The following is a 14,545-nucleotide window of genomic DNA, read 5'->3' as shown; positions in this document are numbered from 1 at the left end:
TCCTAAGACTCCGTGATTACAAAGAGTTCAAAGGAAGGGGTCCGGCAACAGGTGTCATCGCTGACGGTCATAATCCAGCTTGGCGGTGCGGTCGCGCTGCTGCTGTTTGCGTTGCGGCTGATCCGCGATGGCATGACCGACGCGTTCGGGATCAAGCTGAAAACCGCGCTTGGCCTTGGCACAGGCACCGGCCCGCGGGCCTTTCTGTCCGGCCTTGTCGCCACGCTGGGCCTGCAAAGTTCGACCGCAACTGCCCTGATGACCGCCGGCTTTGCCGAACGGAAACTGATCGACGGCAAGATGGCGCAGATCGTGCTTCTGGGCGCGAATGTCGGCACCGCCCTGACTGCCTGGCTGGTCGCAACGGGGATTGAGGCGGTCGCCCCCTTCCTGCTGCTGACCGGCTATGTGATGTCGCGGCAGGCCCGCACGCCCGTCGCGGGCAGCGGTCGGGCGCTGATTGGCATCGGGCTGATGCTGCTGTCGCTGACGCTGCTGTCACAGGCGACAGAACCCTTGCGCGAATCCCCGGCGATGGCGGCCTTTATCGCGCTGCTGGATGGGGCATGGCCAGTGGCCTTTGCCTTTGCGGCGGGGATTGCGCTGCTGTGTTCATCCTCGCTTGCGGCGGTGCTGCTGGTCCTGTCGCTGAACCTTGATCCCGCGCTGACCGTCGTGCTGGTGCTGGGCGCGAACCTTGGCGGTGCCTTGGCGCCGGTTCTGGCCACGCTGAACGGGCCGGTCGCGGCGCGGCGACTGACGGTCGGCAATCTTCTGGTGCGCGGCATCGGCTGCCTGATCGCCATGCCTTTCGCCGCCCAGATCGGCGCGATGCTGACCCGCTTGCCCCTGCAAACGGCCGGTTTGGCGGTTGAGGCGCATCTGGCCTTTAACCTGCTGCTGGCCGCAGCCATCTGGCCCTTTACCGGGCTGATCACCGCCATGGTCAATCGCTTGATCCCGGATGAGGATCCCGCAGCCGAACTTGCGCCCCGCTGGCTGAATGAGGATGAGCTGGACGCCCCGCCGCTGGCGCTGGCGGGTGCCAGTCGCGAAGCACTGGGCATCGGCGACACCATCGAACGCATGCTGGATCAGACGCGCAAGGCGTTTCACGACAATGATCACGCCCCGCTGGCCGAGGTAACCGTTCTGGAAAAGCGCGTGGATCGCCGCCAGCAAGAGGTCAAAGCCTATCTCTCGCGTCTGGGCAGCAATGCCAGCGAAGAGGACCGGCGCAGATCCATCACCATTCTGGATTACGTGATCAACCTGGAACATGTCGGCGACATTATCGACAAGGGCCTGGCCCCCGAAGTGCGCAAGAAAATCGGCCTTGGGCTGTGGTTTTCGGATGAAGGTTACAGCGAGTTGGATGCGCTGTTCCTGATGACGCAGGAAAATCTGCGCATGGCCCAGACGGTGTTCATGACCCGCGACCGCGATCTGGCCCGGCAACTGATGGAGGTGAAGGTCGCGATACGCCGGCATGAGCGGCAATCCTCGCAACGCCACCTGATAAGGCTGCGCGAGGGCAAGGCGGAAAGCCGGGAAACCTCCTCGCTGCATCTGGATATCCTGCGCGATCTGAAGCGGATCAACGCACATATCGTCTCGGTCGCGCATCCGATTCTGGATGAGGAAGGGCTGCTGGTTGAATCGCGCCTGCGGTCGGGCTAGCCTGCGGCGTCCAGGATATAGCGCGCGGTCATCAGATCCAGATGCGCACCGCCCCCATTCTTGGCGATGGTAATCTCATCATCAGATCGCCGGGCGTAATCGCCGCTGGGCAGGTCATAGAAATCGGCGATGATATCGCTTTCGCGGATCACCCCGTTATCCAGCGGGATCTGGATCTCTCCGATATGCCCGATTGTCGTATCGCGACTGTCCACGAACAGCCGCGCACGCCGGATCGCGGTGTCGTCAACCTCTCGCAGATCGGGTCGATAGGCGCCGATCAGGTCCAGATGGGTGCCGGGGGAAAGCCACTCGCCCAGGACGACAGGTTGATCGGACATGGTGGTTGTGGCGATGATCTCGGCCTGCTGAACCGCCTGCTGCAGATCCGGCGCGACCTCTGCGCCGTGCTGCGCGGCCAGCTTTTCGGCGCTTGCGGCAGTGCGGTTCCAGATCAGCACCTCGGCATTCGGGATCAATGCGCGATAGGCCTCGATCATGCTGCCCGCGACATTGCCCGCACCGACGATCAAGACCCGTCGCGCATCCTTGCGGGCCAGCTTGCGCGCGGATAACAGGCTGTCCCCGGCGGTCTTCCACTTCGTGACCAGATGAAAATCGACAATCGCCCGCAGCCTGCCATCCGCATCATCCAGAAGATTTACAGACCCATTGACCATCGGCATTCCCCGCCCCGGATTGCCCGGAAAGATCGTCGCCGGCTTGACCGCCAGACCCAGCCCGTCAATCCAGGCCGAGCGCGTCAGCAAGGTATCATCCCCGCGATACAGAAAGCTGTCCGCAATCTCTGCGCGCGGCAGGCTGTGCCCGGCCTCGATCGCGTCGGTCAAGGCCAGCCAGTCAAGGCGGCTTTCCGCCTCGGGTCCGATCATCAGGGGCGTCATGGGAACCTCTTGCTGTGTGACCGTCATGCTAGGAGCCGCAAGCCATCTGCGCAAGCGGCCGCACCGATGCTGGCGGCGCTGGCAAAAGCTGGATAAACAGCAGCGAATTGAGGTTGCAGCGCCCCCGCGCAACGCGGCCATCGGAAATGGAAGCGACATGCCCCGGACAGCCACGAAACCGAAACTGATCTTTCATATCGGGCATCACAAGACCGGCTCGACGTCGATCCAAGAGGCATTTGCGACCGGCAAGATCCATCTTCCCGGCAAGCAGATCCTGTACCCGACGCGGCTGAACCACAATTACCTTCGGCCGCAGGTCGATGCTTTTGCACGTGACGGCAAGGTCATGCCCGGCAATGCGGAAAAGCCGGGACCCGCGCGGATCGGGCAGATGCTGCAGGACGGCGCCTGGGATTACGCGGTCATTTCGGGCGAAGAATTCGAGGGCGCGAAACCCGCCGAGTTGCAGCAGACAATTCAACATTTCTGGCAACCTCACATCAGCGACCATCTGGTGATCTGCTATGTCCGGCCGCATGCTGGACGGACGCTCTCGACATTCGCGGAGGACATCAAGATCGGCCGCTTTGCCGACACGCCCGAGCGGTATCATCAGAAAATGCTGCGCGAGGGGCGGCTGCTCTATCAAAGAAAACTGACCCCCTGGACCCGGACCTTTGGCCAGAATTTCCGCGTCAGGCCGATGATCCGCGATGAGCTGCGCAATAAATCCGCGGTCGAGGATTTCATCGCCCAGACCTTTGGCGACGACGCAGACAACATCCGCCTGCTGCCGCTGACAGCATCGAATGAGTCGCTGTGCATCGAAGATCTGATGCTGCTGAAGCTGGTGCATCGGCAGTTGCGCGACCGCACGCAATGGATCCGCCACAATATCGGCTGGGAGGTCGCCCGGCTTGCCGCCGATGAAGGCCTGACGGCACAACGGACCAAGCCCGCGCTGCACAAGGCGCTTGCACAGCAGATTTCGCGCGACTATCACGACGATGCCCGGTGGATGGACGCGGAATTCTTTGGCGGTCGGCCGGTCCTGCTTCGCGATCTTGAAAGCTCGGTCGATCAGGCGATACCAAAGGCGCAATCCTATGATCCGAAGGATTATTTCTCGGGTCAGGCGCTGCGCGCGATCAACACCATGGCGCGGCTGACCGAGGCGATGCTGGATAATGGCAAAAGCAATTGGGGCGGATTTTTGATGCAACGACGGTTGAACGCGCTGCATGAGGATGCAAAGGGCGATGGCCCGCAACCAGCCGCGACAAAGGAACCGGCAGACAAGCCGCAGAACACCGTCAGCGTCCAGATGATCGACAATGCCGTCGCCATGCGCGACGACGACCCCCAGCGGCTGAACAATATCTCTCGGCGGCTGAACAATGCCTTTCTGAACGTCAAACCGGCCAATGTCGATCTGACGCTGGATCAGGTGCTGGACCGCATGGATCAGGCAACGCCGCAGATGCGCGATGTGCTGAACGAATTTCTGGTGCAACTGTTTTTCCATCAGCACGCCAAAACCCTGACGCCTCGCCTTTTGCGCAACAGAACCCTTCGCGACATCGCGAAATCTGATCCGGCGGTTGGCCGCATGGTCGAATATCTGTCGGCAGATCCGGGGATCGCGCCCCACCTGCTGACCGCCGGTGAATATTACCTGCGCGGCCAATTGAAGCCCGCCTATGCTGAATTTGACCGGGCGCGGCAGCTTCTGCTGCAGCAGGGAAACCTGCGCCATCACAATCGGGGCCTTCTGGCGCTGCGCGATCTGGACTGCCTTGCCCGCTGGGCGGATGAAGGCCCCGATCCGGTCCTGCCCGCCATGCAATTCACCAGCGACAAGCCCTTTGACACGGCCTTGCCGATCACCGTCATCGGGCTGGATGGCGGCTATTTCAGCCGCTACGGGCGCAGGTTGATCGAGACCTCTGCCGGGCGCAGCAATCTGCATTTCCACGTCATCAACGCGGGCGATGCACAGCTGATCGACGCCCCCAACATCCGCTATTCGACGGAAGATGCGCCAGATGCCACCAATGGCTATTACGCGATCAGCCGGTTTTTACGCCTGCCTGCCTTGCTGGACCGTTACGGGATGCCGCTGATGACCTCGGACGCCGATGCGTTTTTCCACGGCAGCCCGGCATCTGCATTCGCGGCCGGCAGAGGGGCCGATATCGTGCTGACGGCGACAAAGGGTCGGGACAATCAGCGCGGCTATCTGGCGGCGGTGCCGTGGCGACATGTCATGGGCGGCGTTCTGATTGCCAATCCCAGCCAGGGCGCGCAGCAATATCTGCGGATCTTCGGGCGGCTTTATGCGGGACTGACCAGGGATGCGGGCGCGCCGCAATGGTGGGTCGATCAGGCGCTGCTGTCAGCCACGGCAGATCTGGCGAAACTGCGCAGGCTGCCGATCAAGGTCGCATATGACTGGCTGTTCCCCAAAAGCGGGATGAAGCAAAGCAAGATCTGACCGCCGCCGCGCTGGCCGCGCCGATCAGTCCGCGCTTGCCTGCCTGTGATCCGCCGCCGTCGCGGAAGGCTGATCCAGATTCAGGCGATCACGCCAGAAATCATCCGTTGCCAAACGGTTATAGCCTTCGCGCCACTGGGTTTTCAGATCGTCCATCCGGCCATTGAAGCGGAACAGATTTCGCGCCATGCGCCATCCCTGACGGAAGGCCTTGCGCTTGGAATGGCGGACGGTGAAATATTTCCCCGACCCGTCCAGATAGGTGATCTGTGCCGCCGCCCATGTTTCACGGATGCGGCCCCGCTCGCCCGCGCGCAGGACGCGGCGATTGCCGTAATGGCTGAAAAACGGCAGCAAGTGCCCGTTCAGCGTCAGCTTCATCAGCAGCCGCACCCAGCCGCTGTTCGGGTTGAAACGGATCTTCTCTGCCGGGACCGGACCTTCCAGATCCTTCCAGGCCTCATCCTTGCGGATCTTGTTCAGATCGGCCCGGCGCGCCGACATATCGGCGTTCTCGGCAAAGAAGTCAGGCCCGCGCATCACATCCTCGAACGAGATATTCAGCGCCTCCAGCGTCTCGTAATGCAGTTGCAGGAAGCTGCGGACAAAGAAGCGCGGCGGCAGCGACAGCAGCGCCACACGGCCAATTTCCATATTGGGCAGCGCCAGATGGTGAATCACATGGCTGCGCAGGTCCAGATACAGGGTCTGCAGCGATTCCTTATCCGAGAAATCCGCGTCCTGAAAACAGACCACCCCCGGCAGCGTGACGATATTGAAGTCATTCGCGATCGAGAAGCTGATGTCATCGCCGCGCACGAAGAACGGGAAAGGACGGTGCCCGGCCGCGGCGATGGGAAAGGCAAAGAACCACCAGCCGCCATAGAAGTTCGTGGCGGCATCGACGGTCGATTCATGTTCCATCTTCAGCACCTGGGAAAAGTCGCGCAGATCGGTTCCCAGATGGCGCGGCTTGCAGCTGAGGCGGAAATGCGCGCCGTTTTCCCACATCGCCCAGCGATGGTTGGCCATGGTCAGCCCGCCGGCCACCGCCGCGTTTTCGTCCAGCGCATAGGCAAGGAAGGTCCAGACGCGTTCCAGCACCGGCATATGGATTGCGGCATCGTCATCCATGAACAGGCAATGGGTCACGCCAAGGCTTTCCGCCTCGATCAGCCCGCGCGCGAACCCGCCCGAGCCGCCGAGGTTTTCGTTCTCGATGACCCTGACCTTGTCCGAATTCGGGATCTCGGCGCTTTGGCCGTTATCGACGACGATCAGCTGCAGGAACGGCGCAAGGGCCGAGGTTCTGACGAATTCATCAAAGCGCCGCGCACTTTCGCGGACGGCCTCTTCCCGCTTGAAGGTGGTGATCGACAAGGCGATCCGGGGCTGTCGCAGCGGCTGTTGCCGGGTCTGCCAGAGGGCGTCGCGCAATTCGCCCTCTTCCAGACTCGTCAATTCGAAATAGAGAATGCCGCCGCGCTGACGGTCGATAATCTCATTCAGATCGACTGAAAATGCGCCGTTTTCGTCAAAGCTGAATATCTCGTTATAAATCCGGTCCGCGGATTTTTCGCGCTGCGCCTGATAAACCACCAGTTCGAACCGGCCACGACCTTTCAGCGACAGAAGAATATCTTCGATACCGCAGAATTTGCGGAATTTGCCGTAATTGAACAGATTGAACGCCGTATCGAAACCGATCTTTCCGCCCGGCCCAGTGATAATCTTTCCCTGACGTTGCGACAGACCCGCCGCGCCGGTCAGCCGGAAATAGATCTTGCCTTCGGTCGAAATTCCCCGCTCTGGCCACAGCATGCCCTGAAGCGTGACAGGGGCGGTCGTCTGAATGCTGTCAGTCACGGTCGATATCTGGTTCATCTGATTAACCCGGATCTGTGTTCGGATGACAATTGCCATCCGTGGCAATTGAGGCGGTCTATCTTAAACCGCGCCCCGACCCAACCCGTAGGTTTGAATTTGCGCCCGCAGGAAATCCTGCAATTCCGGCTGCTCCAGCAGGGTCTCTTTTCCCGCAAGCTGATCAAGTAATTGACGGATTGCCTGTGCCTCGGGGATCGGTTTGCAAATCAGCATCTGGTCGATATCGGCGAAAAATGGCTGTCTTCCGCTGATCTGGCCAAGTTTCTGATGAATCGGCGCAAAGCTGGTCATCAGTTTCTGCCGATTCGCCGCGCCGAAATATTCCACATCCTTCGGGGAAGGCTGCGGGATATTCTCGCAGATTTTTACGATCTGGTCGCTGAACGCATTGGCCAGATCCTTGGGCAGCGCGCCATTGGCGATCCGGATCAGCCCGGCAACGGCCGGCGGCCTGCTGACATTCATTTTCGGTGCGGGCAGCAAACCTTGCGGAAAGCGGATTCCGGAATGCTGGACCAGATCCTGAACCGAGCCGCCCTCTCTCATCACCAGGTCATAGGGGCGCAGCATCAGCTGAACATTCGGGATGCGCGCCAACCAGGGTTCGACCACTTTTTCATAATCGAAATGGATCGATTTCAGATCCATGCCCTTCGGGTCGGACAGCGGTTTTGGCGATTGCCCGAACCTGATCTGCTGACCGTGCCAGGACACGGCCTGCTCATCCGGGCGGCGCAAGGTGCACCAGACGACGAAATCCTTCGCCTCGGCCATCGGCTTGTGCAGCTTTTCGATCAGCTCCGGGTTTGCGCGGCCGAAATGCGACATGACCTCGGAACAGAGCACGACCTCTTCCGGCTGAAGCTGCTTGATCTGGTTCCTGATCGCGACCAGCATCTGGTTCGAATGTGGCAGATGCGCGTGATAATGCGGAACGCGCCAGGGCTCTTGAAAATCGGCCAGCATGCGAAAGGCCAGCGCGTTATGCGCCTCGCGGAAATTGATTGGCAGGATCTTGGCATCATCGGCGCCGTGCACCTTCTCGGTGATTTTCGACAGCAGAAAGCGGCGCTCGACCGGGCGGGCGGCCGTGGCCTTGGCCAGCGCGATCGAGGCACCCTGCGACTCGACCCACGGATACAGAATTCCTGCGCGCAGAAGCGCGTTGGAATTCTGCGAAAGATATGCCTGAAGTGACGTCGTACCGGTCTTGTGGTGACCGATATGGCAGGTGACCCTCATGTTAGAGCCTTCTTCGGTAATCCGTTTTGCCGCGTGCTTAGCAGGTCAGCAACAGCGGCAAAAGCGGCAATTCCGGTGTTTTTTCCAAATCGCCGAATGGTCAGTTGCCGCTTCAGGGCCGCGTTGGTAAGGGGGATTGATGCAGCGAACCACGCCCCTTGACAGTGCGACTTCCCCGGCCGGACGCGATGATGACGTCACCATCGCGGCGGTGGTCGTGACCCATTCGCGACTGGCCAAACTGCGCGACACGGTGGCCCGGCTGCTGGCAGAACCGCTGGACCACATTCTGATCTTCGACAATGCATCGCAGGATGGCACGGCGGAATGGCTGGCATCGCTGGATGATCCACGGCTGACGATCCATGAAAGCCCCGAAAATCTGGGCGGCGCCGGTGGGTTTTCGCTGGCGATGGATCAGGTGGCGCGGCAAGTGGACCCGGACTGGATCGTGGTCATGGATGATGATGGCCGACCCGCTGCGGGTGCGATTGCAGATTTTCGCGCCATGGATCGCAATGGCTGGGACGCCATCGGCGCGGCGGTCTTTCACCCCAATGGCGATGTCTGCGAGATGAACCGACCCTATCGCAACCCGTTCTGGCGGCGGCAGGAATTTCTGCGCACCCTTGGCGGCAAGGGGCGGCACGGCTTTCACCTGCAGGATCCGTCCTATGCCGCCGATGCCCCGGTGGTCGAGGTCGACATGTCCTCTTTCGTCGGGCTGTTCCTGTCACGCGACGTGATCGCCCGCGCGGGCCTGCCCGATCCGCGCCTGTTCATCTATGGCGACGATCAGCTTTACACCCTGACCATGCGCCGCAAGGGGCTGCGCATCGGCTTTGCCCCGCAGGTCCGGTTCGAACATGATACCGAGGCAAAGCAGGGATCGACCGGGCTGGTCCTGAGCCCGATCTGGAAGGTCTATTACATGTATCGCAACGCGCTGATCGCCTATCGCGTGGCAGCGGGGGCGCTGTTCTGGCCGCTGGTACCGCTGCTGGTGGCGAAATGGCATCGCAAGGCGCGCGACTATGGCGATCAGCGACAGCAGTTCCGCCGCATCCTCAATCTGGCGCTGCGCGACGGGCTGACGGGCAAGCTGGACCGGCCGCATCGTCAGATAGAGGCGCTGGCGGATCAAACCCGCAACCTGTAGAGGTGTGGCCAAACATCAATCCAGATGGAACGGATAACGCGCATGCATATTCTTCTTGTCGGGGCAGGCCTTTCCGGCGCCGTCATCGGTCGCAAGCTGGCCGAGACCGGGCATAGCTGCCGCATCATCGACGCCCGCGATCATATCGGCGGGAATTGCTACACCGAACGCGACGCCGATACCGGCGTGATGATGCATGTCTATGGCCCGCATATCTTTCACACCGATGATGAAGAAGTCTGGAACTACGTCAACGGCTTCACCGAATTCATGCCGTTCCAGAACCGGGTGAAATCCACGACGCAGGGCGCGGTCTATTCGCTGCCGGTGAATCTGCTGACCATTAACCAGTTCTTTGACAAGACCATGGGCCCGGACGAGGCCAAAGCCTTTATCGCCGATCAGGCCGACACCTCGATCGCGGATCCGCAGACCTTCGAGGAACAGGCCCTGCGTTTCGTCGGGCGCGATCTTTATGAGGCGTTTTTCAAGGGCTATACCGAAAAGCAATGGGGCTGCTCTCCGACCGAGCTGCCGGCCTCGATCCTGAAGCGCCTGCCGGTGCGCTTCAATTACGATGACAATTATTTCTTCCACAAATTCCAGGGCATGCCGCGCGAGGGCTATACCCCGCTGATCGAAGCCATTCTGGATCATCCGAATATCACGGTCGAGCTGTCGACGCCCTTCACCGCTGATATGGCGGAACAGGCCGATCACGTCTTCTGGTCCGGTCCGCTGGATGGCTATTTCGATTATCGCCTGGGCCGACTGGGCTATCGCACGCTTGATTTCGAACGCTTCACCTATGACGGCGATTATCAGGGCTGCGCGGTGATGAACTACGGCGACCGCGACGTGCCCTATACCCGCATCACCGAGCACAAGCATTTCGCGCCCTGGGAAAGCCACGAGGGCAGCGTCTGCTATCGCGAGTTCAGCCGTGCCGCCGAGCCAGAGGATATCCCCTATTATCCGATCCGTCTGGTCGAGGAGAAAGCCCTGCTGGAGGATTATATCGCGCTGGCCGAGGACACGCCGAAGGTCACCTTTGTCGGGCGTCTGGGCACCTACCGCTATCTGGATATGGATGTCACCATTCGCGAGGCGCTGGATACCGCCGATGTCTTTCTGGGCAATACGGCGCGGGATGCCCGTATGCCCGCTTTCGTGAAATCGCCGCGCTGACAGGCGCAGATCGCAGGTGGAAAGGCGCCCCTGACCGGGCGCCTTTTTTTGTCACAGCAGCCGTTCGGCGTGCCAGTAGACGTGATCGGCCATGAAGCTTTGCACGAAGAAATAGCTGTGATCATAACCCGGCTGCATGCGGAACTGGCCGGGCTGCCGACGCGCCATCATGGCATGGGCCAGTGCCTCTGGCTTCAGCTTGTCCAGAAACTGATCCGAGGTGCCCTGATCGATCAGCACGTCGCCCGGAAAGCCGCGTTCCGTCATCAGCACGGTCGCATCATGCGCCTGCCAGGCCTGCTGATCCTTGCCCAGATAGGCGGTCAGCTGTTTCTGGCCCCAATCCGACTGCGTGGGATTGGCGATGGGCGCGAAGGCTGACACGGATTTGTAACGCTCGGGCAGGGTCATCGCGATGGTCAGCGCGCCGTGGCCGCCCATGGAATGGCCGGTGATCCCCATGCGGTCGCGATCCACGGCGAAATTATCACCGATCAATTCGGGCAGTTCATGGGTGATGTAATGCCACATCTGGAAATGCGGCTTCCAGGGATCCTGCGTCGCATTGACATAGAAACCCGCGCCCTGACCCAGATCATAAGCCTCATCATCCGCCACGCCTTCGCCACGGGGCGAGGTGTCTGGAAAAACCATGGCGATGCCCGCATCTGCGCAAAATTGCTGGGCGCCGGCCTTGGTCATGGCGTTTTCATGGGTGCAGGTCAGGCCGGACAGATACCACAGCACCGGCACGCGGGTATGATCGGCGATCTCGGGCATGAACACCGCAAAGGTCATATCGGTGCCGGTGGCCTGCGATTTATGGCGATAGACGCCCTGCGTGCCGCCGAAACTGCGGTTTTCCGACAAGGTTTCAAGGCTCATCCACCTACTCCTTCAATGTTGAATACATGACCAGCGCATCGACCATGCCCCGTGTCGGATGCATGAATGCGCCGGGAAGCCGGCCCGCAATCTGAAAGCCGGTCTTTTGCCACAGATGCACGGCATCCTCATTGGTCGACACCACGAAATTGAACTGCATCGCGGAAAAGCCATTCGATTGCGCCCATGATTTCGCATGTTCGGCCAGGGCACGTGCCACGCCCTTGCCCCGCGCCTCGGCATGGGTCGCAAAGGATGCATTGGCGACATGAGAGCCGCCGGCAGGACGGTTTGGGCCGATATGGCTGGTGCCGACGATGCGACCGCGATGTTCTGCCACGAAGGCGGAAAAGGGCCTGGCATACCAATCCGCCAGCGCCTCATCGCGGGTGATATCGCGCGGGACACAATAGGTTTCCCCCGCGCGATAGACCGGTTTCAGAATGGACCAGATCGCGTCCTGATCAGCCTCTGTCGCGGGGCGGACCGAGACCTCCCCGCGAGGTTTCATTTTAGCTCATCCACGGAATGGATCACCTTGTTCAGCAGACCGTAATCCAGCGCCTCTTTGGTGTTCAGCCACAGATCGCGCTGCGTATCCTTTTCGATCTTCTCGACCGGCTGGCCCGTTGCATCGGCAAAGATGTGGTTCAGACGGTCGCGCATCTGACGGATCTGTTCGGCCTGGATCATCATGTCCGAGGTCGTGCCGCCGATTCCGCCCGAGGGCTGGTGGATCAGGAAGCGCGTATTGGGCAGGCAGTAGCGGTTTTCCTTTGCCGCGCCGACAAAGATCAGCGCCCCGGCCGAAGCCACCCAGCCCGAGCCGATGGTCCGCACGGTCGGACGGATGAACTTCATCACATCATGGATCATGTCGCCGGATTCGACGTGACCGCCGGGCGAGCTGATCAGCATATTGATGGGATCATCGCTTTCTTCGGCCAGCGCCAGCAGATGGGCAACGGTGCGCTGCGCCAGCTTGTCGGTGATGCCGCCTGCGACGATCACCGTGCGCGATTTGAAATAGAGTTTACCGATCTTGTCGCCTTCGGGCAGGCCCAGACCTTTGTCCTCGTCTTGTTGCGGACGATCATCGTCGTCGTCCTCATCATCGTTATGCAGCCACTGGTGACGCATCCGCCTGCTCCTTTTTCTGTCATTTCGGCCGGGGCGCCGCGCAGGCGCCCCAACCGCTTCATTTACCTAAGCAGACATGAAGGATCAGTAAAGGACGACCGAGCGAATGGATTCACCCGAATGCATCAGGTCGAAACCCTTGTTGATATCCTCCAGTGGCATGGTGTGGGTGATCATCGGGTCGATCTCGATCTTGCCGTCCATGTACCAGTCCACGATCTTGGGCACATCGGTGCGACCGCGGGCGCCACCAAAGGCCGTGCCCTTCCAGACGCGGCCGGTCACCAGCTGGAACGGGCGGGTGCTGATCTCGGCGCCGGCCGGTGCCACACCGATGATCACCGACTGACCCCAGCCGCGATGCGTGCATTCCAGGGCGTCGCGCATCACCTTGACATTGCCCGTCGCGTCAAAGCTGTAATCGGCGCCGCCGATCTGATCGAAAGGCGTCTTGGTTATTTCGACGATTTCCTGAACGACGTTTTCGACATTCTTCGGATTGACGAAATGGGTCATGCCGAAACGCTCGGCCATGTCTTTCTTGTCGTCATTCAGATCGACGCCGATGATCATATCGGCCCCGGCCAGACGCAGACCCTGAATCACGTTCAGCCCGATGCCGCCCAGACCGAAGACCACGGCCTTGGCGCCGATCTCGACCTTGGCGGTGTTGATGACAGCGCCAATGCCGGTGGTAACGCCGCAGCCGATATAGCAGATCTTGTCGAAAGGCGCGTCCTCACGGACTTTGGCGACCGCAATCTCGGGCAGGACGGTATAGTTCGAGAAGGTCGAGCAGCCCATATAGTGGTAGATCGGCGTGCCGTCGGGCATGCTGAAGCGGCTGGTGCCATCGGGCATCAGCCCCTGCCCCTGCGTTGCCCGGATCCGGGTGCAGAGATTGGTCTTGCCCGACAGGCAAGAGGCGCATTCGCGGCATTCCGGCGTGTATAGCGGGATCACATGATCGCCGGGCTTCAGGCTGGTGACACCGGGGCCAACCTCGACCACGACACCCGCGCCTTCATGGCCAAGGATGGCGGGGAAAATCCCTTCCGGATCGGCGCCAGAGCGGGTGAATTCGTCGGTGTGACAGATGCCCGTGGCCTTGATTTCGATCAGGACCTCTCCGGCCTTGGGGCCTTCAAGATTGACCTCCATCACTTCCAGCGGTTTTCCGGCTTCCAAAGCCACGGCGGCGCGGGTTTTCATCTGCAACTCCTGTCCATCCAGATTTGGGCCGGTTCTGCCAGCCTGACTTGCGGGTATTTCTGAACAGATGCGGGGGAACGTCAAGCCGATCAGCGAAGGATCATGTCCGGGAAACGACACGTACCGCGCTAAAAGAAGCGCGACAGCCCGCCCGTTTCACATGAAAACGCCCCGGGACATCCCGGGGCGCGGATCGGTTGGGCTTGCGGTACGGATCAGCTTGCAGGCGTCGAGGAAACGCCGACCTTGGCCGGGCGCAGCAGACGGTCATGCAGGCGGAAGCCGTTATCCATGACCTGAATGATCTCGCCGGCGGTGGTGCCGGGCACGGCAGCCTCGAACATGGCCTCATGGAAGGTCGGATCGAATTTATCGCCGATCTTTGGCGTAATCACGGTGATGCCATGCTTCGAGAAGACGTTCGACAGTTCCCGCAGGGTCAGTTCGACCCCCTCGATCAGGGCCGAGGCGGAATTGCGCTGCTCTTCGGTCGCGGAATCCAGCGCGCGGTGCAGCGCATCATAGACCGGCAGAAGATCGCGGGCCAGACGGGTGCCGCCATATTGTTCAGCGTCGCGACGCTCTCTGTCGGCGCGCTTGCGCGAGTTTTCGGCATCGGCCAGGGCGCGCATGAACTTGTCGCGGAACTCATCGCGCTGCGCTTTCATCTGCTCGACCTCATCCATCGGGTCGGCCAGCGGATCTTCCAGAAAATCGTCGTTCGGTTGATCGTTCTGATCGGTCATCTCA

At 60.8% G+C, this 14,545-nt stretch carries 12 protein-coding genes; 4 read left to right on the top strand and 8 right to left on the bottom strand.

Annotated features, from left to right (window positions below; genetic code table 11):
* Positions 1–51 precede the first annotated feature (51 nt).
* Positions 52–1,680, top strand: a complete 1,629-nt coding sequence (locus tag JHX87_RS12360) for a Na/Pi cotransporter family protein (protein ID WP_271883997.1) — start codon at positions 52–54, stop codon at positions 1,678–1,680.
* Here the strand turns inward: JHX87_RS12360 and JHX87_RS12355 are convergent.
* Positions 1,677–2,585, bottom strand: a complete 909-nt coding sequence (locus JHX87_RS12355; RefSeq protein ID WP_271884292.1) for an ornithine cyclodeaminase family protein — start codon at positions 2,583–2,585, stop codon at positions 1,677–1,679. The two genes, JHX87_RS12360 and JHX87_RS12355, sit on opposite strands and share 4 nt — an antisense overlap.
* 157 nt (positions 2,586–2,742) lie before the next feature.
* On the opposite strand from JHX87_RS12355, the gene JHX87_RS12350 reads away from it, so the two are divergent.
* Entirely contained in the window at positions 2,743–5,082 is a 2,340-nt protein-coding gene (locus JHX87_RS12350) for a hypothetical protein (protein WP_271883996.1), read from the top strand.
* Between the two features lie 24 nt (positions 5,083–5,106).
* Here the strand turns inward: JHX87_RS12350 and JHX87_RS12345 are convergent, their stop codons facing one another.
* Entirely contained in the window at positions 5,107–6,948 is a 1,842-nt protein-coding gene (locus JHX87_RS12345) for a glycosyltransferase family 2 protein (protein ID WP_272833685.1), read from the bottom strand.
* 81 nt (positions 6,949–7,029) lie between these two features.
* The gene (locus tag JHX87_RS12340; protein ID WP_271883994.1) at positions 7,030–8,211 is read right to left on the bottom strand and encodes a hypothetical protein; all 1,182 of its coding nucleotides are present in this window, start codon (positions 8,209–8,211) and stop codon (positions 7,030–7,032) included.
* Between the two features lie 139 nt (positions 8,212–8,350).
* Between JHX87_RS12340 and JHX87_RS12335 the strand changes: the two genes are divergently transcribed.
* Positions 8,351–9,370, top strand: a complete 1,020-nt coding sequence (locus JHX87_RS12335) for a glycosyltransferase (RefSeq protein WP_271883993.1) — start codon at positions 8,351–8,353, stop codon at positions 9,368–9,370.
* 42 nt (positions 9,371–9,412) lie between these two features.
* Complete coding sequence (glf, locus tag JHX87_RS12330) at positions 9,413–10,558, top strand: UDP-galactopyranose mutase (protein WP_271883992.1); 1,146 nt, start codon at positions 9,413–9,415, stop codon at positions 10,556–10,558.
* Between the two features lie 51 nt (positions 10,559–10,609).
* Here glf and fghA read toward each other — a convergent pair whose 3' ends face one another.
* The 5 genes from fghA to JHX87_RS12305 all read right to left on the bottom strand — a co-directional run bounded on the left by fghA (position 10,610) and on the right by JHX87_RS12305 (position 14,541).
* Positions 10,610–11,443 carry an S-formylglutathione hydrolase gene (gene fghA, locus JHX87_RS12325; protein ID WP_271883991.1) on the bottom strand — a complete coding sequence of 278 codons (834 nt, stop codon included), beginning with the start codon at positions 11,441–11,443 and terminating at the stop codon, positions 10,610–10,612.
* A gap of 4 nt (positions 11,444–11,447) precedes the next feature.
* Entirely contained in the window at positions 11,448–11,954 is a 507-nt protein-coding gene (locus tag JHX87_RS12320; RefSeq protein WP_271883990.1) for a GNAT family N-acetyltransferase, read from the bottom strand.
* Positions 11,951–12,583, bottom strand: coding sequence for an ATP-dependent Clp protease proteolytic subunit (locus JHX87_RS12315; protein WP_271883989.1), 633 nt, complete (start codon positions 12,581–12,583; stop codon positions 11,951–11,953). Before JHX87_RS12315 ends, JHX87_RS12320 begins: the two co-directional genes overlap by 4 nt.
* 84 nt (positions 12,584–12,667) lie before the next feature.
* Positions 12,668–13,795, bottom strand: a complete 1,128-nt coding sequence (locus tag JHX87_RS12310) for an S-(hydroxymethyl)glutathione dehydrogenase/class III alcohol dehydrogenase (RefSeq protein ID WP_271883988.1) — start codon at positions 13,793–13,795, stop codon at positions 12,668–12,670.
* 215 nt (positions 13,796–14,010) lie between these two features.
* Entirely contained in the window at positions 14,011–14,541 is a 531-nt protein-coding gene (locus tag JHX87_RS12305) for a nucleotide exchange factor GrpE (protein WP_271883987.1), read from the bottom strand.
* Between the last annotated feature and the right edge of the window lie 4 nt (positions 14,542–14,545).

Source organism: Paracoccus fistulariae, assembly GCF_028553785.1.
GTDB classification, from domain to species: domain Bacteria; phylum Pseudomonadota; class Alphaproteobacteria; order Rhodobacterales; family Rhodobacteraceae; genus Paracoccus; species Paracoccus fistulariae.
The sequence above is the reverse complement of the archived record's forward strand: the minus strand, read 5'-3'. Positions and strand labels throughout refer to the sequence as shown.

Coding starts and splice junctions, on each gene's coding strand:
- JHX87_RS12320 (WP_271883990.1), bottom strand. CDS start 11,954: ATGAAACCTCGCGGGGAGGTCTCGGTCCGCCCCGCGACAGAGGCTGAT.
- JHX87_RS12310 (WP_271883988.1), bottom strand. CDS start 13,795: ATGAAAACCCGCGCCGCCGTGGCTTTGGAAGCCGGAAAACCGCTGGAA.
- glf (WP_271883992.1), top strand. CDS start 9,413: ATGCATATTCTTCTTGTCGGGGCAGGCCTTTCCGGCGCCGTCATCGGT.
- JHX87_RS12305 (WP_271883987.1), bottom strand. CDS start 14,541: ATGACCGATCAGAACGATCAACCGAACGACGATTTTCTGGAAGATCCG.
- JHX87_RS12315 (WP_271883989.1), bottom strand. CDS start 12,583: ATGCGTCACCAGTGGCTGCATAACGATGATGAGGACGACGACGATGAT.
- JHX87_RS12340 (WP_271883994.1), bottom strand. CDS start 8,211: ATGAGGGTCACCTGCCATATCGGTCACCACAAGACCGGTACGACGTCA.
- JHX87_RS12335 (WP_271883993.1), top strand. CDS start 8,351: ATGCAGCGAACCACGCCCCTTGACAGTGCGACTTCCCCGGCCGGACGC.
- JHX87_RS12355 (WP_271884292.1), bottom strand. CDS start 2,585: ATGACGCCCCTGATGATCGGACCCGAGGCGGAAAGCCGCCTTGACTGG.
- fghA (WP_271883991.1), bottom strand. CDS start 11,443: ATGAGCCTTGAAACCTTGTCGGAAAACCGCAGTTTCGGCGGCACGCAG.
- JHX87_RS12350 (WP_271883996.1), top strand. CDS start 2,743: ATGCCCCGGACAGCCACGAAACCGAAACTGATCTTTCATATCGGGCAT.